The organism is Gaiella sp. (genome assembly GCF_057140465.1).
The window spans coordinates 1-20630 of sequence record NZ_DBNHWK010000015.1; the positions used below are offsets into that span (position 1 = coordinate 1).

Annotated in this window: 21 protein-coding genes; 10 read left to right on the forward strand and 11 right to left on the reverse strand. The window is 71.6% G+C overall.

The features are described from left to right. Together AC162C_RS01485 and AC162C_RS01490 are read left to right on the forward strand one after the other, a co-directional pair. The coding region (locus tag AC162C_RS01485; protein WP_484096005.1) for a malate synthase at positions 1 to 894 on the forward strand (894 nt) is incomplete at its 5' end. After that, positions 891 to 1568, forward strand: a complete 678-nt coding sequence (locus tag AC162C_RS01490; RefSeq protein WP_484096006.1) for an SDR family oxidoreductase — start codon at positions 891 to 893, stop codon at positions 1566 to 1568. The genes AC162C_RS01485 and AC162C_RS01490, both read left to right, overlap by 4 nt. Positions 1569 to 1588: 20 nt before the next feature. On the opposite strand, the gene AC162C_RS01495 is transcribed toward AC162C_RS01490, so the two are convergent. The 11 genes from AC162C_RS01495 to AC162C_RS01545 form a co-directional block, all read right to left on the reverse strand. Further along, entirely contained in the window at positions 1589 to 2335 is a 747-nt protein-coding gene (locus tag AC162C_RS01495; RefSeq protein ID WP_484096007.1) for an alpha/beta fold hydrolase, read from the reverse strand. After that, the gene (locus AC162C_RS01500; protein ID WP_484096008.1) at positions 2326 to 3285 is read right to left on the reverse strand and encodes a quinone oxidoreductase family protein; all 960 of its coding nucleotides are present in this window, start codon (positions 3283 to 3285) and stop codon (positions 2326 to 2328) included. Before AC162C_RS01500 ends, AC162C_RS01495 begins: the two co-directional genes overlap by 10 nt. Further along, positions 3285 to 3686 carry a cupin domain-containing protein gene (locus AC162C_RS01505; protein WP_484096009.1) on the reverse strand — a complete coding sequence of 134 codons (402 nt, stop codon included), beginning with the start codon at positions 3684 to 3686 and terminating at the stop codon, positions 3285 to 3287. Before AC162C_RS01505 ends, AC162C_RS01500 begins: the two co-directional genes overlap by 1 nt. Before the next feature lie 18 nt (positions 3687 to 3704). Beyond that, positions 3705 to 4526, reverse strand: coding sequence for a phosphoenolpyruvate hydrolase family protein (locus AC162C_RS01510; protein ID WP_462974136.1), 822 nt, complete (start codon positions 4524 to 4526; stop codon positions 3705 to 3707). Positions 4527 to 4590: 64 nt separating this feature from the next. Further along, the gene (locus AC162C_RS01515) at positions 4591 to 5808 is read right to left on the reverse strand and encodes a Tm-1-like ATP-binding domain-containing protein (protein WP_484096010.1); all 1218 of its coding nucleotides are present in this window, start codon (positions 5806 to 5808) and stop codon (positions 4591 to 4593) included. Beyond that, positions 5808 to 6722, reverse strand: coding sequence for a TolB family protein (locus AC162C_RS01520; protein ID WP_484096011.1), 915 nt, complete (start codon positions 6720 to 6722; stop codon positions 5808 to 5810). Before AC162C_RS01520 ends, AC162C_RS01515 begins: the two co-directional genes overlap by 1 nt. Before the next feature lie 33 nt (positions 6723 to 6755). Beyond that, the gene (locus AC162C_RS01525; protein WP_484096012.1) at positions 6756 to 7529 is read right to left on the reverse strand and encodes an ABC transporter ATP-binding protein; all 774 of its coding nucleotides are present in this window, start codon (positions 7527 to 7529) and stop codon (positions 6756 to 6758) included. Then, on the reverse strand, positions 7522 to 8307 hold the full coding sequence (locus AC162C_RS01530) for an ABC transporter ATP-binding protein (protein ID WP_484096013.1): 786 nt from the start codon (positions 8305 to 8307) through the stop codon (positions 7522 to 7524). The genes AC162C_RS01525 and AC162C_RS01530 overlap by 8 nt, the downstream gene beginning before the upstream one ends. A gap of 4 nt (positions 8308 to 8311) precedes the next feature. Further along, positions 8312 to 9709 (reverse strand): ABC transporter substrate-binding protein, encoded by a 1398-nt coding sequence (locus tag AC162C_RS01535; protein ID WP_484096014.1) that lies wholly within the window; start codon positions 9707 to 9709, stop codon positions 8312 to 8314. A 97-nt stretch (positions 9710 to 9806) separates the two neighbouring features. Next, positions 9807 to 10880 (reverse strand): branched-chain amino acid ABC transporter permease, encoded by a 1074-nt coding sequence (locus tag AC162C_RS01540; RefSeq protein ID WP_484096015.1) that lies wholly within the window; start codon positions 10878 to 10880, stop codon positions 9807 to 9809. Continuing rightward, positions 10877 to 12001: a branched-chain amino acid ABC transporter permease gene (locus AC162C_RS01545; RefSeq protein WP_484096016.1), complete on the reverse strand. Its 1125-nt coding sequence runs from the start codon at positions 11999 to 12001 to the stop codon at positions 10877 to 10879. The genes AC162C_RS01540 and AC162C_RS01545 overlap by 4 nt, the downstream gene beginning before the upstream one ends. A gap of 149 nt (positions 12002 to 12150) precedes the next feature. On the opposite strand from AC162C_RS01545, the gene AC162C_RS01550 reads away from it, so the two are divergent. The 8 genes from AC162C_RS01550 to AC162C_RS01585 all read left to right on the forward strand — a co-directional run bounded on the left by AC162C_RS01550 (position 12151) and on the right by AC162C_RS01585 (position 20597). Further along, positions 12151 to 13578 (forward strand): lactate racemase domain-containing protein, encoded by a 1428-nt coding sequence (locus AC162C_RS01550; RefSeq protein ID WP_484096017.1) that lies wholly within the window; start codon positions 12151 to 12153, stop codon positions 13576 to 13578. Further along, entirely contained in the window at positions 13575 to 13919 is a 345-nt protein-coding gene (locus AC162C_RS01555) for a hypothetical protein (RefSeq protein ID WP_462974145.1), read from the forward strand. The genes AC162C_RS01550 and AC162C_RS01555 overlap by 4 nt, the downstream gene beginning before the upstream one ends. Positions 13920 to 13977: 58 nt before the next feature. Next, the gene (locus AC162C_RS01560; protein WP_462974146.1) at positions 13978 to 14724 is read left to right on the forward strand and encodes a cupin domain-containing protein; all 747 of its coding nucleotides are present in this window, start codon (positions 13978 to 13980) and stop codon (positions 14722 to 14724) included. An 86-nt stretch (positions 14725 to 14810) separates the two neighbouring features. Next, positions 14811 to 17147 carry a xanthine dehydrogenase family protein molybdopterin-binding subunit gene (locus tag AC162C_RS01565; protein WP_484096018.1) on the forward strand — a complete coding sequence of 779 codons (2337 nt, stop codon included), beginning with the start codon at positions 14811 to 14813 and terminating at the stop codon, positions 17145 to 17147. After that, on the forward strand, positions 17144 to 17983 hold the full coding sequence (locus tag AC162C_RS01570) for an FAD binding domain-containing protein (RefSeq protein WP_484096019.1): 840 nt from the start codon (positions 17144 to 17146) through the stop codon (positions 17981 to 17983). Before AC162C_RS01565 ends, AC162C_RS01570 begins: the two co-directional genes overlap by 4 nt. Continuing rightward, positions 17980 to 18447: a (2Fe-2S)-binding protein gene (locus tag AC162C_RS01575; protein WP_484096020.1), complete on the forward strand. Its 468-nt coding sequence runs from the start codon at positions 17980 to 17982 to the stop codon at positions 18445 to 18447. The genes AC162C_RS01570 and AC162C_RS01575 overlap by 4 nt, the downstream gene beginning before the upstream one ends. Then, positions 18444 to 19802, forward strand: a complete 1359-nt coding sequence (locus AC162C_RS01580) for a class I adenylate-forming enzyme family protein (RefSeq protein WP_484096021.1) — start codon at positions 18444 to 18446, stop codon at positions 19800 to 19802. Before AC162C_RS01575 ends, AC162C_RS01580 begins: the two co-directional genes overlap by 4 nt. Before the next feature lie 24 nt (positions 19803 to 19826). Further along, complete coding sequence (locus tag AC162C_RS01585) at positions 19827 to 20597, forward strand: enoyl-CoA hydratase/isomerase family protein (RefSeq protein ID WP_484096022.1); 771 nt, start codon at positions 19827 to 19829, stop codon at positions 20595 to 20597. Positions 20598 to 20630: the final 33 nt, after the last annotated feature.

The following is a 20630-nucleotide window of genomic DNA, read 5'->3' on the forward strand; positions in this document are numbered from 1 at the left end:
TTCACCGAGGACCGCCTCGGCCTCGAACGGGGCACGATCCGGGCCACGGTGCTGATCGAGACGATCCTCGCCGCGTTCGAGATGGACGAGATCCTCCACGAATTGCGCGAGCACTCCGCCGGCCTCAACGCGGGTCGGTGGGACTACATCTTCAGCGTGATCAAGAAGCTCGGGCATCGACCGGAGTTCGTCCTCCCCGACCGCAGCGCCGTCACGATGGCGGTGCCGTTCATGCGCGCCTACTGCGAGCTGCTCGTGAAGACGTGCCACCGCCGCGGCGCGCACGCGATGGGGGGCATGGCCGCGTTCATCCCCTCCCGCCGTGACCCGGACGTCAACCGCATCGCACTCGAGAAGGTGACGGAGGACAAGGAGCGCGAGGCCGCCCAGGGCTTCGACGGCACCTGGGTCGCGCACCCGGATCTCGTCCCGGTCGCCACCGCCGCCTTCGACGCCGTCCTCGGCGACCGGCCGAACCAGATCGACAGGCAACGGGACGACGTGACGCTCTCCGCCGCCGACCTCCTCGACGTCGCCGCGACGCCGGGGGACGTGACGGAGGAGGGGCTGCGCAACAACGTCTCCGTCGGGATCCAGTACCTCGCCGCCTGGCTCGGCGGCAACGGCGCGGTCGCGATCAACAACCTGATGGAGGACGCCGCGACGGCGGAGATCAGCCGCAGCCAGATCTGGCAGTGGCTCCGGCACGGAGCGGTCACGATCGACGACGTCCGGCGGATCGTCGCCGACGAGGCCGACCACCTCGGCCCCGGCTTCGACCGCGCACGGATCCTCTTCGACGAGGTCGCGACCGGGGACGACTACGTCGAGTTCCTCACGGTGCCGGCGTACGACGACCTCGTCGCCCACGAGCCGACCGGGGCGACGGCATGACCCGGGTCGTCGTGATCGGCGGCTCGTCCGGCATCGGGCTCGCGACCGCCCGGCTCTGCGCCGACAAGGGATGGGACGTGATCGTGGCGTCGCGCGACCCCGACCGTGCCGAGGTCGATGCCGAGAAGGTCGTGCTCGAGGTGACGGACGCCGCCGCGAGCCGGGAGCTCTTCGAGCGACTCGGCCCCGTCGACCACCTCGTGTCCTCGACCGTCCTCCGTGTGGGCGGCCCGGTGCGCGAGCTCGACCTCGACCTCGCACGCCGCGCGTTCGAGACGAAGCTCTGGGGGCCGCTCGCCGCGATCCAGGCGGCCGACGTCCGGGAGTCGATCGTCCTCGTGTCGGGCGTCTTCGCCCACACGCCGTCGCCGGGCGGTGCGGCGACCGCCGCGGTCAACGGGGCGACCGAGGCGCTCGTGCGGATCCTCGCCGTCGAGCTCGCCCCGACGCGCGTGAACGCCGTCTGCCCCGGGATCATCGACACGCCCCTCTGGTCGCCGCTCGAGGACGAGGCGCGGGACGCGATGTTCGAGCGGCTCGCGTCCGCCCTGCCCGCCGGTCGGGTCGGTGGGCCAGAGGACGTCGCGCACGCGATCTGGCTGCTGCTCACGAACGGCTTCGTGACCGGGACGGTGCTCGGCGTCGACGGCGGCCACCGGCTCGCTGCGCCGTAGCCTCCGGGGGGCGCCGCCGTTCAGTCGAGGAATCGCGCGACCGCGCCCGCCGTCTCCTCGAAGTCGTCCCAGAGCACGCTGTGCCCGCCCGGCACCGTGACGACCTCCACCGCTGCGCCCGGCGGCACGTCGACGGGCAGCCACGAGCGGGCGCCGATCACGAGGAGCGTCGGGCACGGGGGCCACGGCGGCGCCGGGGCCGCCATCGCCCCGAACGCCGAGATCACGGCCGGTGCGAAGCAGCGCCAGCGCCAGCGCCCGTCGGCGCCCTGGTCGAGGTGGGCCGCCGCCTCGGCCTCGAGCAGGGCCCGCGGCGTCGAGAAGAGCGTCCCGTCGGCCAACCGGGCGTCGATCGCCGCCTCGGCGTCGGCGAACGAGACGTCCTCCCGCAGCAGCTCCGCCCGCTCGCGTGCGACGTCGGGCGCGATGTGCAGGGCGGGGTCGAGCAGCACCGCGCGCTCGACCCGGTCCGGGGCGCGCGCGGCCACCTCGCAGACGAGGCGGCCGCCGAAGCTGTGCCCGAGCCAGGCGCAGCCGCCGAGGCCGAGCGCATCCGCGGTCTCCAGCAGGTCCTCGACGTGCGCGTCGATCCCCCACGGCGGGTCCCACGTCGACGCCCCGTGCCCGCGGAGGTCGACGCCGACGACGCGCAGCCCGGGAAGCGCCCCGGCGAGGTCGCGGAAGCGTCCCCCGTGACCGCCCGCACCGTGCAGGCAGACGAGCGGAGGGCCCGCGGGGTCGCCCCACTCCGTCGTGCTCAGTCGCATGCGAGCAGGAGCTTGCCGAAGTGGTCGCCCTCGAGTCGTCGCAGGGCCGCCGCGGCGTCGGCGAGGGGATGGACGCTGTCGACGACGGGCCGCCAGACGGCGTCGGCCACCATCCGCAGCAGCCCGTCGAAGTCGCGTGGGCTCCCCATCATCGTCCCGAGCAGCGACAGCTGCCCGAAGTAGAGCGGGCGTACCCGCAGCTCGACCTCGGTGCCCCGGGTCGCCCCGAACACGACGACGCGGCCGCCCGGGCGCACGCAGTCGAGCGACTGCTGCCAGGTGGCGCCGACCGAGTCGAGGACGAGGTCGACGGGGCCGAGCTCCCGCACCGCCGCGGGCCAGTCCTCGGTCGTCGCGTAGTTGACCCCGGCCTCGGCGCCGAGCTCGAGCGAGCGGGTGATCTTCTCGTCCGAGGAGGAGGTCACGAGCACCCGCGCGCCGGCCTGCGTGGCGAGCTGCACGGCGAGGGTCGAGACACCGCTCCCCGCGCCGAGCACGAGCACCGTCTCGCCGGACAGCAGGCCGCCTCGCGGAAACAGCGCGCGGTACGCGGTGAGCGCCGCGAGCGGGAACGCCGCCGACTCCTCCCAGCTCCAGCCCGCGGGTCGCGGGTAGAGGTTCTCCTCGGCGATCGCGATCAGCTCGGCGTAGGTCCCGTCGGTCGGGCCCCCGAGCACCTCGAACTCCGGCGCGAACGCGTCCTCGCGATCTCCCCACCGAAGCCCGGGGAGGATCACGACCTCCTCGCCCGTGTCACGACGAACGCCCGCCCCGTCCGAGCCAGGGATCAGCGGCAGCGGGAACGGGTAGACGCCCGTCGTGACGAGGAGGTCACGGCGGTTGAGCCCCGCGCGATGCAGCTCGACCAGCACCTCGCCCGGCCCGGGCACCGGGTCGGGCACCGTCTCGTAGCGGAGCTCCCCGCCGTCGTGGACCCGAACCGCCTGCATCAACCCGACCGCAGGGACGCCCAGGGCTCTTCGCCCGACACGTCGACGAGCTCGTACCCTCCGTCACCCGAGGCCGGCGCGAGGACGACCTGGAGCTCCGCGGGCTCGTCGAAGTCGTTGTACGAGCCGTGGACGACCGCACGGTCGATGTGCACCGAGTCACCGGCGCCGAGCTCGCGGTGGTCGCGGTCGAGCCACTGCACGATGCGCCCGCTCTTGACGATGATCATCTCGTCCTGGTCCGGGTGGTGGTGGAACGCGTGGTAGCCGCCGGGCGCGAGCGTCACGTCCATCACGACGTACGAGTCGCAGCCGGTGGCCGGCGGCGCGGCGCGCATGCCGGCGCTGCCCCAGTCGAACGTCGCGACCTCCACGTCGCCCTGCATCACGAACCTGCTCATGGTGCCTCCCTTCTGCGCTCAGACGGGGATCGCCTTGAAGCGCTTCATGTTCTCGGTCATCGCGACCTCCGTCGGCAGGCGCTCCATCGACGACGCGCCGAAGAACCCCACGACGCCCTCGGTGCGCTCGAGGACGTACGCCGCGTCGTCGGGCTCCGCGATCGGGCCGCCGTGGCAGAGGACGATGATCTCGGGGTTGACGCGCTTCGCGACGTCGTGCATCTCCTGGATCAGCGGGACGCAGTCGTCGAGCGTCTTCGCGGTCTCCGCCCCGATCGCGCCGCCCGTCGTCAGCCCCATGTGCGGGACGAGGACGTCGGCGCCTGCCTCGGCCATCGCCTTCGCCTCGCCCGGGTCGAACACGTAGGGGGCGGTGAGCATGTCCGCCTCGTGCGCGACGCGGATCATGTCCACCTCGAGCCCGTAGCCCATCCCCGTCTCCTCGAGGTTCTGGCGGAACGTCCCGTCGAAGAGGCCGACGGTGGGGAAGTTCTGCACGCCCGAGAAGCCGATCCGCTTCAGCTCCTCGACGAGCACCGGCATCAGCCGGAACGGGTCGGTGCCGCAGACCCCGGCGAGCACGGGCGTCTCCTCGACGATCGGCAGCACCTCCTTCGCCATGTCGACGACGATCTCGTTGGCGTCGCCGTACGGCAGGAGGCCGGAGAGCGAGCCGCGGCCGGCCATCCGGTAGCGCCCCGAGTTGTAGATGATGATCAGGTCGGCGCCTCCCGCCTCCGCGCACTTCGCGGAGAGCCCGGTGCCTGCGCCGGCGCCGATGATCGGCTTCCCGGCGTCGATCTGTGCCCGCAGTCGCGCGAGCGCTTCGTCTCTCGTCATCTCGTCCCTCCACGGACGGTGGCGCGCACCGTCCATCGTCCCACGTTTCGTGTCCCGCGCGCCGTCATCGGGCGGCGTCGATCAGCTCGTGCAGGCGGTTCGCCATCGCAAGGGCGAACGCGGGGTCGTTGACGTCGGTGTCGATCTCGTGCACCTCGACCTTCGACGTGTCGATGCGCTCGCGCAGCGTCGTGAGCAGCGCATCGTCGGCCTCCGGGTCGTGGAACACCTGCCCCTCGACTGCGATCGCCGAGACGCCGCGCAGCGGCACGAAGAGCACCGTCGGCCCGGTCGCGGCGTTGAGCTTGCGCGCGATGATCTCGGCGACCTCCCGACACTCCTCGGGGGTCGTCCGCATCAGCGTGATCGTCGGGTTGTGGACGTACAGGTTCCGGTCGCGGTAGCGCTCCGGCACCGTCTCCATCGGCCCGAAGTTGACCATGTCGAGCGCCCCGAGCGAGACGACCTGCGGAATGCCGAGGCGCCCTGCGGACTCCAGCCGGTCGGGCACGGCGGCGAGCACGCCGCCCGCGACCTCGTCGCAGAACTCGGTCGTCGTCGCGTCGAGCGACCCGGTGATGAACCCGGCCTTGATCAGCTCCTCCATCGAGCCGCCGCCGGCACCGGTCTGGTGGAAGACGAGCACCTCGTAGCCGAGCTCCTCCAGGCGCTCCCGGGCGGTCGTCACGCAGGGCGTCGTGACGCCGAACATCGACGCGACGACGAGCGGCTTCTCCTCGCCCAGGGGAGGCACGGTCGCCTTGGCCATCCCGGCGAGCGCACCGGCCGCGTTCGCCATGATCCGCGCCGAGATCTGGTTGACCCCCGCGATGTCGACGACCGAGTACATCATCGTCACGTCGACGGAGCCGACGTACGGGCTCGTGTCGCCCGACGCGACGGTCGAGACCATCAGCTTCGGCACCCCGATCGGCAGCTGGCGCATCGCGAAGGTCGCGAGCGCGGAGCCGCCCGACCCGCCGAGCGCCCCGGCCGCGTCGAGCCGCCCCTCCTCGTGGAGGCGCTTCACCACCTCCGCGGCCCCGCGCGCCATCGTGTCGACCGCCGCGCCGCGATCACCCGCGGCCGCGAGCGCGGCGACGTCGGCACCGACGGCGGCGGCGACCTCCTCCCTCGCGATGTCCGGCGGAACCTGCGGCTCGCCGACGATTCCGGCATCCACGAGCACGACGTCGACGCCGTGCTCCCGGATGCGGTCGGCGAGGAAGGCGTACTCCCGCCCCTTCGTGTCGAGTGTTCCGACGAGCACGACGGTCGGCATCAGCTCTCCTCCTTCTCGACGTCCGGCCTCGGGTTCCAGGCCGGGCTCGAGTCGTTGTTCTGGGGATCGGTCAACTGCACCTCGTTCCCCCTCTCGTCGACGGTGACGATCGCACCGTCGCGGGAGAACGCGAGGACGCGTCCATCGGGCGTCCAGGCCGGCTCGAACGCGTCGATGCCGGCGGGGGTCACGCGGCGGAGCCCGGTCCCGTCGACGCCGATCGTCCAGATCGCGTAGCGGTTGTCGCCGCGGTCCGCCGAGAAGGCGATGCGCTCGACGTCCGGCGACCAGGCCGGCGCGTAGGCAACGCTGTTGAGCCTCGTCAGGCGGCGCCGCTCCGACCCGTCGGGCCTGACGAGCCAGATCTCCCGGACCTCCGTCCCGGGCTGACGCCGCACATAGGCGATCCACTCGCCGTCGGGCGACCATGCCGGCTCGCTCTCGGGCGCAGCGTCGTCCGTCACGCGACGGGCACCGGTCCCATCCGCGTTCATCACGAAGAGCTGGGTCTCGTCGACGGAGCGCGCGAAGACGATCCGCATGCCGTCCGGAGACCACGACGGCCGGCGGTCGTTCACCTTCGACGTCGTGAGGCGCGTCGTATCCGTGCCGTCCGCGGCCATCACGTAGATGTCGAACGACCCCTCACGGGCGCTCGCGAACGCGATGCGCATGCCGTCGGGAGACCACGCCGGCTCGACCTGGAACTCGATGCCCGCGTTGGTCGACGTGTCGCCGCGCTCGTCCGTCAGGCGGCCCTGGCTCCCCCCGTCTGCATCCATGCCGTAGATCGCATAGTCCCCGTCCCGTGTGCTGACGAAGAGGAGGTCGTTCCCGGGCTCGCCGGAGCCGCCGCAACCGGCGGCGAGCAGGCAGCCCACCACGGTCGCGGCGAGGAGCACCCTCGGGATCACGATGCCTCGCGAGAGGACACGTCGTCCGGGAGCCTAGTGGGCGAGCGGCTCAACACCGAGGTACCGCCGTTGCAGCTCGGTGTCGTTCGCGAGCGTCTCGGCCGTCGTCTCCGCCGCGATGCTGCCGGCGACCATCACGAGCTGACGCTCCGCGAGCGCCGTTGCGACGCCGAGGTTCTGCTCGATGAGAAGGATCGCGAGGCCCTCCTCCTCGAGCTGCCTGAACGTCTCGATCAGGTGCTCGATGATCGCGGGCGCGAGCCCTTCCGAGGGCTCGTCCATGATCAGCAGCGTCGGGTTCGTGACGAGCGCACGACCGATCGCGAGCATCTGCTGCTCACCGCCCGAGAGCTGGGCGCCGCCGTTGCGCTTCCGCTCGGCGAGTCGCGGGAAGAGGTCGTAGACGCGATCCCGAGTCCACTTCGTGTCGCCGGCGCTCGACTCGCCGCGCGAGGCGATCCGAAGGTGCTCGTCGACGGTCAGCGACGGGAACAGGCGCCGCCCCTGCGGCACGTAGCCGATGCCACGCCTGGCGATCTTGTAGGAGTGCCCGCCGACGAGCTCGTGCCCGTCGAAGCGGATCGACCCGTGAGCGCTCGGCGGCGAGATTCCCATGATCGCTTTGCAGAGCGTCGTCTTGCCCATGCCGTTGCGGCCCACGATCGCGATCGACTCCCGCTCCATCCGGAACGTGACGTCCTCGAGCGCCCGGGCACTGCCGTAGAAGGCGCTGAGGCCCTCGACCTCGAGCAGCGCCGTGCCCTCCGCGGCCGGGGCGACGGGGGGCGTCGCGGCCTGCTCACTCATTGCGGAACCCGCGCCCGAGGTAGAGGTCGTGCACCATCTGGTTGGCCCTGATCTCGTCGGGGGTGCCTTCGACGATCACCCGGCCCTCGTGCATCATCGTCACGTTGTCCGCCACGCTGAGCGCGATGTCCATGTCGTGCTCGATGAGGATGAGCGTGATCGAGGGATCGAGCCCGAGGAGCAGCTCGGTCAGCAGGGTGCGCTCACCCCGCGAAAGACCGGATGCGGGCTCGTCGAGCATGAGCACCCGGGGCTCCGCTGCGAGCGCCATCGCGATCGCCACCTGCCGATGCTCACCGTGCGAGAGGTCGCTGACCCGCGCACGAAGCTTGTCGTCGATCGCGACCCGACCCGCGGCGGCCCGCGCGCGCTCCCGCAGCTCCCGGTCGTGGCGGGGCCTGGGCCAGGGACGGAGGCGTCCTCCCTCGACGCCGACGATCGACAGGTAGATGCTCTCCTCGACGGTCAGGCCGAGGAACAGACGCGACTGCTGGTACGTGCGGGCGAGGCCGAGCTTCACGCGCGCCCGGGCCGGTCGCACGGTGACGTCCTCGCCGTAGAACTCGATCGTGCCGGACGAGGCCGGCATGTCGCCACAGATCACGTTGAACAGCGTCGTCTTGCCGGCGCCGTTCGGCCCGAGCACGGCGCGACGCTCGCCCTGCGCGACGTCGAGGTCGACGTCGCTCACCGCGAGCAGGCCGCCGAAGCGCCGGCCGACCCCCCGCAGGCGGAGGGTCGGCACGGCGTGGTCGGCGGATGGTGCTACGGCGGTCACTGCCTCACTTGATCACGGTCTTCGTGACGACGCCGTTCTTCACTTCGCGGATCTTGCCCTGCCACGGCAGCTTCTTCTTCACGCACGGAGGCTGCGTGCGGCCGGGCGGCGGGCTCGTCCGCTTGAACAGGCCACCGAACGACTGGTTGACGTTCGGCACGTAGCCCGTCAGCGTGACGGCGGGGCCACCGTCGGGGCCCCTGATGATCTGCACGGGCCACTGATCCTGGATCGCCTGGCGGTTCCGGTCCAGCTTGACCTGGCCCTTGTCGGAGAGCTCGAACGGAGCCGAGAGCGAGCGCGGCATCGCCGCCTGCAGCTTGGCACCGACCGCTCCGCCGGACTTGTTCAGGGCCTCGATCAGAGCCTTCGTGCCCTGGTAGTAGTTGTAGAAGAACCCGTCGTCGGCGGGCTGTCCCGGGTACGTCTTGTTGACGAACGCCCGGTACTGGTTCGCGGCCCTGCTCTTGAGGCCGGGAGCCGTGCCGAATCCGCCGACGTACGCGCCGATCATGCGCGGAGCGACGTCGTCCTTCCCGGTCAGGAACCAGAGGAACAGGTTCCCGGAGTGCTGCTTCGCGTCGATGGGGCCGTAGGCCTGCTCGAACGCCTTCAGCGCCGGCCCTGTGCCGGTGCCGCCGACGACCCAGAAGTACCCGTCCACCTGACCCGGTGGGGGCAGCTGACGGACGTACGACGAGTAGTCGGTCGTGTTCAGCGGCGGGAACACGCGCTTCGTGATCTTGCCGCCGATGGCGCAGAAGTCGGCGATGATGCCGGCCCCGGACGTCCACCCGAACGAGTAGTCGTCCATGATGATCGCGGCGTTGCGCCAGCCGAGCTTCTTGTAGACGATCTCGCCGATGCCGGCGTTCCACTGGGCGCCGTCGCCGTGGTAGCGGAACACGTTCTTCGGCGCGATCTGCAGCGTCGGGTCCTGCGACCCGGCCGTGCCGATGATCACGGTCTTGGCCGGCCGCGGCTTCGCCCAGTTCGCGATCGCGACGGCCTCGTCACCCGACAGCGGCCCGACCATCACGTCGGCCTTGAGCTGCTGCATCAGGCGGCGCGTCTCTTTCAGCGCCGTCGCCGGCGTGTCGTCACCGCAGCCGTAGCCGACGATGTTGACGTTCTTGCCACCGGCCTTGATGCCCGTCATCCCTGCCGACGGCTTCTTCTTGTTCTTGACCTTTCCGCCCGCGAACTGCGCGAACGCCGTCTGCGAGCCGCCGATGTCGAGCTCGTAGGCGAAGCCGAAGGCGCCCTTGCAGTCAGCCATGATCGCCACGCGGACCTCGTTCGCCGGTGCTGCTGACGATGCCGAGGTGATCGCGGCGATACCGGCCACGAGCAGCCCGACCGAGGCCAGGAGGCGGATGACCCGCCCCTGTGGTCGTCTCATTGCTCGTCCCTCCTTACGTTGGTTGCACAAGACTTTCTCAGGTTCCGTTCCGGTCGTCATCGATGCCGTCGTCAACCTCCTTTCTCGCCTCCCCGTTTCACCTCGCCACGCCCGCCTCGGTCGCCTCGGTCGCCGGCCCCTTGGGCCCACGGAGGCGCGCGAGACCCCACATCCGATCCCAGAGCCCCATCAGCCCGTCCGGCGACACGATCACGATCGCGAGGAAGACGAAGCCGATGACCGTGTTGAAGCTTCCGCCGATCCACGGCAACCCCTCCGACGGAATCCTGTTCGTCACCTCGTTGTTGATCACGATGAACGCGAATGCGCCGAGCCAGGCGCCTTCGATGCGGGTCAGCCCCCCGATCACGGCGATCACGAGCAACTCGATCGTCGTCTGGAGGCCGATGTTCGACGGGGACATCTGGCCCGACCACCACGCGAAGAGGACACCGCCGACCGCGGCGACGAGCGCCCCGATGCCGAAGGCGAGCGTCCGATGCAGCGCGACGTTGTACCCGAGCGATGCCATGCGGGTCGGCTCGTCCCGGATTCCCTGGAGCGAGACCCCGAACGGCGTTCGCACGAGGTAGCGGATCAGGACGTAGACGACGACGGCGACGCCGAGGGTGACGTAGTAGAGCCGCTCCCGGTCGGTCACGACGTTGCCCATGAAGCCCGGCGTGTACACGTCGATGTTGGAGATCGGCGAGAAGCCGCCGACCTGGGTCACCTGGCTCACGAACAGGTACGCGATCACCGAGTAGGTGAGCGTCAGCATCAGGAAGTAGATCCCGAAGCTCCGCGACGCGACCGCGCCGAAGACGAGGCCGATCCCGGTGGCGACCAGGATCGCGAGGATCACGGAGAGCGTCGGGTCCCAGCCGAGGAGGAGCCCCTTCGTCTCCCCCCCCTCGACGGACTGCTGGGTGACCATGTTCCCGAGGGCGTACCCCGCGATGCCCATCATCCCCGCCTGCGCCAGGGAGATCATCCCGCCGTAGGCCGAGAGGAAGATGAGGCTCGCGGCGCCGATGCCGAGGATCAACGTCTGGGTGAGCACCGTGTCCAGCCAGAAGTCGGAGACGAGCGACGGCCCGAGCACCGCCAGCACGAGCACCCCCACTCCGATCACCCGCTCGACGAGCGTCTTCGTGGCCGCGGCGCTCACGCTTCCCTCCCGAACAGCCCCTGCGGCCGGAACGCGAGGACGAGCGCCATCAGCACGAACGTCAGCACCGGGGAGTACTGCGTGCAGCAGTCGGTCCCGGCGACGGGGAGGTACGTGATCGAGAACGCCGTGACGAGCCCGAAGAGGAGCGATCCCGCGACGGCACCGAGCAAGGACCCCATGCCGCCGATGATGACGACGACGAGGGAGTTCAGCAGCCAGATGCCGTCCTGCCCCTGCGAGATGTTGCCCTGCGAGCTCTGGACGACAGCGCCCATCGCGACGAGGGCCGCGCCCACGGCGAACGCGATGGCGAACGTGATCTGGATGTTGATGCCGAGGGCCGAGGTCATCTGCCGGTCGTCGACGCCGGCGCGGATCACCATGCCCGTCTTCGTCCGGTAGAGCCAGAGCCAGAGCGCGATCCCCACGGCCACGCCCAGCGAGAGCATGACCAGCCGTGCCAACGAGTACTGCACGCTCCAGACGTGGAGATCGACGAGGCGGTTCGTCCAGCCGGGCCACCCGAGGCTGACGGCGTTGCCGCCGAACTTCTGCGAGCCCTCGTACACGTGCCGCGGGAAGTGGGCGATCACCTGGTCGGCGACGATCACGGAGACGGCGATCGTGATCAGGGCCTGCCGCAGGTCCTGGCCCTGGTTCCAGCGCAGCAGGAGCTGCTGGATCACGACTCCGAAGAGCGCGATCGAGCCCATCGCCACGACGAGCGGGAGCACCCACTCCCATGTGTTGACGTCGGCCGGCTGCACCGAGAAGCCCAGGCCCGTCATCTCCTGCTGGATCTCGTAGGCGATGTAGCCGCCGAGGAGGTAGAACGAGCCGTGCGCCATGTTGACGACGCGCATCAGGCCGAAGATCAGGGAGAACCCGCTCGCGACGATGAAGAGGAGCCCGGCGAACGTGACTCCGTCGAGGACCGTGTAGAGGAAGGTTCCGGGATTGTCGATCGCCGAGCCGAAGTTCGTCGTGCGCCAGTTGCCAACGTCGGTCAACGGATCGGCGATCACGACGACGTAGAGGACGGCGAAGACGACGACGGCCCCGGCGACCGCGAGCGGGACCACCCGCCACAGACTCAGGTGTCGAAGACGCTCGTTCACCCGCTTGCGAACGTACCAAGCCGCTTTCCGGGTTTCAATGCGAACCGTCGATGATCGATTATCGGGAATGCGGTAGAACCCGCTTGACCGGGGCCGCACCCGACCCTAGCCTCACAATCGACACCCAAACGCGCGAGATCGGAGACGAGATGAGCGACACGACCCGCGTTGTCATCCCCTACGAGTCGATGGACCCGCTCGCGATCGGCGCCACCGACGACGAGTCCAAGAAGCATCGCGACACGCTCGAGCTCGACGTGCCGGCGGCGAACCTCGTCGCAGACGTCAGGCCGGACGAGCCGGCCCCGGTCGCCGACGCCACGGCCGCCGCGCGCGACGCGCTCGCGAGCCCCGTCGACGGGCCGACGTTTGCCGAGTTGCTCGCGGGCGCGGGCAGCGTTGCGGTGATCATCGACAACCAGTTCCGGCCGACCCCTTCGTCGAAGCTGCTTCCTGCTGTCTTCGACGCCGTCGAGGCGGCAGGAGTTGGCGACGTGCGCGTCTGCTGCGCGAACGGCAAGGTGTTTCCGATGTCCGAGTCGGACACCGAGCAGAAGGTCGGCCCCCAGAACCTGGCACGGATGGAGGCGAACGGCTGGTCGTTCCACCAGAACGACCCGCAGAACGTCGACGCCTACACGTTCGTCGGGGTGTCGTCGGGCGGCACGCCCGTCTGGCTGCTGAACGAGGTGGCCTCGGCCGACCTGAAGATCACGATCGGCCAGGCGCAGGCCAATCACTGGGGGGCGGGCGGCGGCGGCAAGCTGATCCTCCCCGGCGTCGTCTCCGACGAGACGATCGAGTCCAACCACTGCGCCTTCGTGACCTCGCCCCAGACGCACTACGGCGCCTACTGCGGCCCGATGCGCTCCGACATCGACGAGGTCGCGTCCATGTGCGGGCTCGACTGCACGATGAACGTCATCCTCGACACGCACGGCCGCGTCGTGGACGTGGTCTTCGGGTCGCACCCCGAGGCGCACCAGGAGGCGATCCGGCGCTTCAACGCGATCTACGCGTACGACAGCTTCGTCCCGGAGCACGGGCAGGTGGACATCGCGATCTGCGGCGTCTTCGCCCCGACCGACCACCTCTTCTTCCACACCGGGTGGGGCTGCATGTCGGCCGACCTGGTGGTCAAGGACGGCGGGACGATCATCTACACGAGCCCGTCGCCGGGCGTGTCGACCGCGATCGGCGACTTCCCCGGGCTCGCGCTCATGGACCTGATGAAGCCGTACATGCCGCCCACGCCCGAGAACTACCAGCGCGTTCTGCGCGACATCCATGCCCGCGAGATCCAGATGTGGGCGGGGTGCATCTGGGTGCCGATCTACGAGGTGATGACGCGGAAGCACCTGTCGATCGTCACCCTCGAGGAGAACCTCGAGATGGCGACCGACATCGGGCTCGACGCGACCACCTCGCTCGACGAGGCGTTCGCGGCGGCGATGGACAGGCACGGCGCCGACGCGAAGGTGGCGGTCCTCCCGTTCGCGCGCTACCAGCTGCCCCGCAACGCGGTGCGCATGACGGGAGCCGACGCGCACGTCTTCGCGTACTCCGGGCACTCGTGACGGCCTCGCACACCGGCGCGACGCGGTCGATCCCCGGCCTCGTCGCGCCCGGTGTGCACGTCGACGACGACGTCGGCGCGGACATCACCGGGTCGACGACCGTGCTCGAGGTGCTGCGGATGTTCCCCGACGGGCGCGCCGCGCGCCTGATGGCGGACATCTACTTCCCGTGCGCCCACTGCGGCGGAGCCGTCCGCGAGCCGCTGACGCTCGCGGCCCGGCGGCACAAGCGCGATGCGCGGGCCGTGCTCGACGCCTTCCGCGCCCTGCGCGACGGCTACCCGGACGCGGAGCTCGTCGCCCGCGCAGCCGAACGGCACCCCGAGCGCTGGAAGCGCTGAGAGCCGACGGCCAGCTCTTCGGCGGACGTCGGGCTGGCCGTCGTGCGATGCTGCCGGCGTGGGACGCGTCACGGCCGAGTCGACCAGCGAGAGCACGCTCCGCGACGAGGGGGTCGAGGAGTTCGTGCTCGTCCCCCCGCAGACCGGCTCCGCACTCGCGCTCGCGACGCTGAAGCTCGGATCTGCCGCCGCCACCGCGGTCGGCCCCGAGCACGACGAGACGATGCTGTTCGTCGCGGGCGGCTCCGGCCAGCTCGCAGTCGACCGCGAGCACCACGCGCTCGCCCGCGGCACTGCGGCCCTCGTCCCCGCCGGGGGCGCGGCGCAGCTGACCGCAGGCCCCGAGGGCCTGGTCTGCCTGTCCCTGCGCGTCGGCGGTGACGTCGATCACCACGCTCCTCTCGGCCCGCCGGAGCCGGTGGTGCAACTCGACGACGTGCCGGCGGGGCAGGCGACGGGGAGCCGGTCCTTCCAGGTCCTCTACGGCCCGCACAACGGGTGCACGAGGGCGACGCTGTTCATGGGCTACATCCCGCCGGGGAGGGCCCCCTGGCACTACCACCTGTACGACGAGATCGTCTGGGTCTTCCGGGGCAACGGCGCACTGCACCTCGGTGAGACGGCCGAGGACCTCGCCGCGGGGTCGGCGTTCCGGCTCACGCCGCGCGAGGTGCACATCGTCGAGAACCGCCAGGAGCACGCCGAGCTCGCCGTGCTCGGACTCTTCACCCCGGCGGGCAGCCCGTCGGCCGCCTACCTCCCCCCGGGCACGGCGGGCGCCTACGCGTTCGCCGGCACCGACTGAGTCCCGCACGCCGCGTAGTCGCCGCCGCTGCGCGGTGCCCCCGGCCGGCCGACGCGCACGCGACGAGGTGGAGTAGATTCGACCACGTGGGCATCGCGGCGGCGCGGGACACCTGGGTCGGGCAGTCGGTGCCCCGCTTCGAGGACGAGCAGCTGCTGCGGGGCAAGGGTCGCTTCATCGACGACCTCGCCCCGGTGCCGCACGCCTACCACGCCGCGATCGTGCGCTCGCAGCTCGCGCACGCGCGCATCGCCGTCGATGCCGCCGCGGCGGCGGAGGCGCCGGGCGTCGTCGGCGTGGTCACGGGCGCCGAGGTGAAGGCGCTCTCGCGACCGTTCCCCGCCGGCATCCCCTCCCCCGTCCCCTTCTACGCGGCCGCCATCGACGTCGCACGCTACGCCGGCGAGCCGCTCGCCGTCGTCGTCGCGCGCAGCCGCTACGAGGCGGAGGACGCCGCCGAGCTCGTCGCGGTCGACTACGACCCGCTCGACCCCGTGCTCGACCCGGCCGCGGCCGCCGGCACGGACGCCTGCATCCACGACCGGACGTTCCACTACGGGGACGCCGACGACGCACTGGCCGCCGCCGACCTCGTCGTGCGGGAGACGTTCCGCTTCCCCCGCTTCAGCTGCACGCCGCTCGAGTGCTACGGCGTCGTCGCCGAATGGGACGAGGGGTCCGGGACGCTCACCGCCTGGGCGAACTTCCAGGGGCCGTTCACGCTCCACGGCGTCGCCGCGTCGGCGCTCGGCCTGCGCGGCTCGCAGCTCCGCCTGCTCACGCCGCCCGACTCGGGCGGCTCGTTCGGGATCAAGTCGTCGATCTTCACCTACGTCGTGCTGATGGGGATCGCGGCGCGGGCGCTCGGCGTGCCGGTTCGCTGGACCGAGGACCGGATCGAGCACCTCGCGGGCAGCGCGGCGTCGACCCACCGTGTGACCACGGTCGAGGCCGGGTTCTCGCACGACGGCGAGCTGCTCGGCCTGCGCTACGACGCGATCGAGGACGTCGGGGCGTACGTGCGCGCGCCCGAGCCCGCGACGCTGTACCGGATGCACGGCTCGCTCTCCGGCGCCTACCGCGTTCGGAACGTCGCCGCCCGCTACCGCGTCGTGCTCACGAACACGTTGCCCTCGGGCCTCAACCGGGGATTCGGCGGCCCCCAGCTCTACCTGCCGCTCGAGCGCACGATGGCGATCGCCGCCCGGCGGCTCGGTCTCGACCCGGCCGCTCTCGCGCGCCGCAACCTCGTCCCGGAGGACGCGATGCCGTACCGCACGCCGTCCGGCGCCCTCTACGACTCCGGGGACTACACCGCCTGCCTCGACCAGGCACTCGAGCTCGCCGCCTACGAAGAGCGACGCGTCGAGGCCGAGCGCGCACGGGCCGACGGCCGTCTCGTCGGCGTCGGGATCGCCTGTGTGGTCGAGCCGTCGATCTCGAACATGGGGTACATCACGCTCGCCCAGACCGCGGTCGAACGGGCCGAGACGCTGCCCAAGTCCGGCAACGCCGAGGGCGCGCTCGTCACGATCGACCCGCTCGGGGGCGTCTCGGTCCGCCTCGCCAGCACGCCCCAGGGCCAGGGGCACCGGACGGTCTGCGCCCAGGTCGTCGCCGACGAGCTGGGGATCGAGCCGGAGCAGGTGACGGTGCTCTCCGAGATGGACACCCAGACCGTGCCCTGGACCGTCTCCTCCGGGAACTACTCCTCCCGCTTCTCCGGTGTCGCGGTGGGGGCGGTGCAGCGGGCGGCGCGCAGCCTGCGCGAGAAGGTGGACGCGATCCGGGACCACCTCGGCGACCCCGACCTCCCGCTGCGCCGCGTCGCCGGGGCGGCGCACTGGAACCCGGAGGGGCTCCCCGAGGGCATGGAGCCGGGGCTCGCGTGCGTCGCGTACTGGGCGGCGCCGAACCTCGACCCACCCGACGCCGACGACCGGGTCGCCTCGTCCGCCGCACACGGGTTCATCGCAGACGTCTGCGTCGTCGAGGTCGTGCGCGACACCGGGGAGGTCCGCGTGCTCGACTACGTCACCGTCCACGACGCCGGCCACCTGCTCCACCCCGCGCTCGCGGACGGCCAGGTGCTCGGGGGCTTCGCGCACGGCGCCGGCGCCGCGCTCTTCGAGCACCACGTCGTCGACGAGCTCGGCAACCTGATGACCGCGTCGTTCGTCGACTACGTGACGCCCACCGCACCGGACCTCCCCGCGGTGCGCATCGGGCATCGCGCCACGCCGTCGCCGTTCACCGCGCTCGGCGCGAAGGGGGTCGGCGAGGGCACGACGATGAGCGCGCCGGCCGCGATCGCGAACGCGGTGGCCGACGCGCTCGGACGCGACGACGTGGAGCTGCCGCTGACGCCGCCGCGCGTCTGGGAGCTGCTGCAGCGACCGCCGGGCTCCGGGGTGGGCCGGTGAAGCCCGCGCCGTTCCGCTACGTCGCCGCCCGGTCGCTCGACGAGGCCGTCGCCGCGCTCGCCGAGGGCGGCGAGGACGCGAAGCCGCTCGCCGGCGGGCAGAGCCTCGTCCCCGCCCTCAACCTCCGCCTCCTCCGTCCGGAGCTGCTGGTCGACCTCAACCGCGCCGGGCTCGACGGCATCGCAGGCGAGGACGGGCGCGTGCGCGTCGGGGCGACGACCCGTCAGGCCGTGCTCGAGCGGTCACCGCACGTGCATCCGCTCGTCCGAGAGGCGCTCCCCTTCGTCGGCCACGTCGTGACGCGCAACCGCGGCACGGTCGGCGGCTCGATCGCCCACGCGGACGGCGCAGCGGAGCTGCCGCTCTGCCTCGTCGCGCTCGGCGGGGAGGTCGTCGCCGCGAGCACGGCCGGCCGCCGCACCTTCCCCGCCGAGGAGCTCTTCGTGACGCACTACACGACGACGCTGCGGCCCGGCGAGCTGCTCGTCGAGACGGTCTGGCCGGCACCGGGGGACGGCCGACACGTCGCCTTCGAGGAGCTGGCGCTGCGCGCCGGCGACTACGCGCTGTCGATGGTCGCCGTGGTGCTCCGGGTCGACGACGCGATCGTGCGCGAGGCCCGCGTCGCCGTCGGCGCGGTGACCGCCCGCCCGACGGTGCTCGCCGAGGTGGGCGCCCTGCTCGAGGGGAACGCCGTCACGGAGGAGGTCGCCCGCGAGGCAGGGGCACTCGCGGCGACCCTGGTCGACCCGCCGGGGGGGATCCACGCGTCGCCCGCGTACCTCCGCCACCTCACCGGCGTCCTCGTGGAGCGGGCGGTCCGGAGGGCGCGATGACCGAGATCGACGTCGTCGTCAACGGCCGCAGGCACCGGGAGTGGGTCGAGCCGCGGCTCCTGCTCACCGACTTCCTGCGCCATCGCCTCGGTCTCACGGGGACGCACGTCGGCTGCGAGCACGGCGTGTGCGGATGCTGCACCGTCCGGCTCGACGGCGTCTCCGTCCGCGCGTGCCTGCTGCTCGCCGTCCAGGTCGACGGCTGCGAGGTACAGACCGTCGAGGGCCTGGCCGGCGCGGGCCCGCTGACCGCGCTCCAGGAGGCCTTCAGGCGCCACTTCGCGCTCCAGTGCGGCTTCTGCACGCCGGGGATCCTGCTCGCCGCGGACGACCTGCTGTCCCGGGGCACGCCGTCGCGCGAGGAGATCGTCGACATGCTGTCGGGTCACCTCTGCCGTTGCACGGGGTACGCGCCGATCGTCGCTGCGATCGAGGACGCCGCACACCGGCGGGGTGCATCGTGAACCTCGCCCAGAGCCTGCTCGCCGCGTGCGAGCGGCATCCCGAGCTCGAGTCCTTCCCGGGCCTCACCTACGGCGAGCTGCTGCCGAGGATCCGACGGATCGCCGGCGGGCTCGACGCCGAGCCCGGCTCGCGCGTCGCCGTCGTCCTCGACAACCGGCTCGAGACGGCGCTGCTCTACTGGGCCGCACAGTGGGCGGGCGTCGTGTTCGTCCCGCTCTCGTGGCGGCTCTCCGAGGAGGAACTCGACTACTGCGTCACGGACTGCGGAGCGGCACTCGTCCTCCGCGACGGTGACGCCCTGCCCGACGGCCCGGAGCACCCGGGGGCGCTGAGCCGGGGCGACGGAGAGACCTCCCTGATGCTCTACACGTCGGGGACGACCGGGCGGCCGAAGGGCGTGCCGCGATCGCATCGCGCCGATCGGGCAGGCGGCTGGTCGCAGGCCCTGCAGCACGGCTACCAGTGGGGCGACCGCACGCTCGGCGTGATGCCCCTCTACCACACGATGGGCATCCACTCGCTCCTGGCGATGCACCTCGTGGGCGGCTGCTTCGTGCCGCAGGCGCGCTGGGACCCCGACGACGCGCTCCGTTTGATCGAGGAGCAGCGGATCACGTCCCTCTACCTGGCGCCGACGCTGTTCCACGACCTCGTCGCGCGCCTCGACGGGAGCGGGCGCGACGCCTCGTCGGTCCGCGCCCTCGGCTACGCCGGTGCCGCGATGACCTCGACGATGGTGCGGCGATGCGCCGAGGCCTTCGCTCCCGAGGTGTTCGTCAACCACTACGGGTCGACGGAGATCTACACGTTCACGATCGGCCGAGAGCAGCTACGGAAGCCGGGATGTGCCGGACGGCCCGCCGTGAACACGCGCCTGCGCCTCACGGAAGACGGCGAGATCTGCGTGCACCTCTCGTCGGAGGAGGCCTTCTCGAGCTACTGGCAGCGCCCCGACGCGGACGCGAAGGCGATCGCCGACGGCTGGTACCACACCGGTGACACCGGGCACCTCGACGACGAGGGCGACCTCTGGATCGACGGCCGGGTCGACGACATGATCATCTCGGGGGGCGAGAACATCCATCCGCTCGAGGTCGAGGACGTGCTCGCGAGCCATCCCGGCGTGCACGAGGTGGCGGTGATCGGGGCGGCGGACGACCGCTGGGGGCAACGCGTCGTCGCCGTGGTCGTCGGCGACGCGAGCGCCGAGGCGCTCGACGCCCACTGTCTCGCGTCGCCGCTCGCGCGGTTCAAGCGGCCCCGCGAGTACCGACACGTCGACGCGCTCCCGAAGAGCGCGTCTGGGAAGATCCTGCGACGAGTCCTGCGGGAGACGGACGCGGCGTCGGGCTGACGCCGCCCTGAGGAGAGGAGCGACGTGAGCGAGTACGACGGGTTCCGGGTCGAGCGAGCGGGCGACGTGGCGACGATCACGCTCGACGTGCCGGGAAAGTTCAACCGCGTGTCGATGCCGGCCCGCGACCAGCTCTCCCGGGTGTTCACGGAGCTCGACGGCGACGAGTCGATCCGCTTCGTCGTGCTCACCGGCGCCGGCGGGGCGTTCACCGCAGGTGGCGACATCGCGGGGTTCCTGGAGAAGTCCCCGTGGGTCGTGTCGCAGCTGGCGAGGAACGTCGCGGCGCCCGAGCGCTGCTCCAAGCCCGTGATCGCGCGGCTCCAGGGCTACGTGTTCGGCGTCGGCCTCGAGCTCGCGCTCGCGTGCGACTTCCGGATCGCCGCCGACGACGTGCAGCTCGCCCTGCCCGAGGCGACGATCGGGATGATCCCCGGCTCCGGCGGGACACAGCGCCTGGCCCGCATGGTCGGGCTCGGGCGCGCGAAGGACATGATCATGCGCGGCCGCCGCGTCCACGCCGACGAGGCGCTCGCGCTCGGGCTCGTCGGCGAGGTCGTCGAGGCCGACGCACTCGACGCGGCCGTGACGGCGCTCGTCGACGAGCTCCGACGGCACTCCCCGCTCGCGCTCGCGATGGCGAAGCGCGTGCTCAACGCCGCCTACGACGGGCCGCTGCACCTCGGGCTGGAGCTCGAGGGGCTCGCGTACGGGCTCCTCCAGCAGACGCACGACTTCCGCGAAGGTGTCGGCGCGTTCGTCGAGAAGCGCCGCCCGGAGTTCACCGGCGAGTAGCGCACCCGACGGCGGCAGACGCCAGCAGGGCCG

Bases quoted from the DNA above. Each gene is read 5' to 3' on its own strand.
- AC162C_RS01490 (WP_484096006.1), top strand. From the start codon at position 891: ATGACCCGGGTCGTCGTGATCGGCGGCTCGTCCGGCATCGGGCTCGCG.
- AC162C_RS01495 (WP_484096007.1), bottom strand. From the start codon at position 2,335: ATGCGACTGAGCACGACGGAGTGGGGCGACCCCGCGGGCCCTCCGCTC.
- AC162C_RS01500 (WP_484096008.1), bottom strand. From the start codon at position 3,285: ATGCAGGCGGTTCGGGTCCACGACGGCGGGGAGCTCCGCTACGAGACG.
- AC162C_RS01505 (WP_484096009.1), bottom strand. From the start codon at position 3,686: ATGAGCAGGTTCGTGATGCAGGGCGACGTGGAGGTCGCGACGTTCGAC.
- AC162C_RS01510 (WP_462974136.1), bottom strand. From the start codon at position 4,526: ATGACGAGAGACGAAGCGCTCGCGCGACTGCGGGCACAGATCGACGCC.
- AC162C_RS01515 (WP_484096010.1), bottom strand. From the start codon at position 5,808: ATGCCGACCGTCGTGCTCGTCGGAACACTCGACACGAAGGGGCGGGAG.
- AC162C_RS01525 (WP_484096012.1), bottom strand. From the start codon at position 7,529: ATGAGTGAGCAGGCCGCGACGCCCCCCGTCGCCCCGGCCGCGGAGGGC.
- AC162C_RS01535 (WP_484096014.1), bottom strand. From the start codon at position 9,709: ATGAGACGACCACAGGGGCGGGTCATCCGCCTCCTGGCCTCGGTCGGG.
- AC162C_RS01550 (WP_484096017.1), top strand. From the start codon at position 12,151: ATGAGCGACACGACCCGCGTTGTCATCCCCTACGAGTCGATGGACCCG.
- AC162C_RS01575 (WP_484096020.1), top strand. From the start codon at position 17,980: ATGACCGAGATCGACGTCGTCGTCAACGGCCGCAGGCACCGGGAGTGG.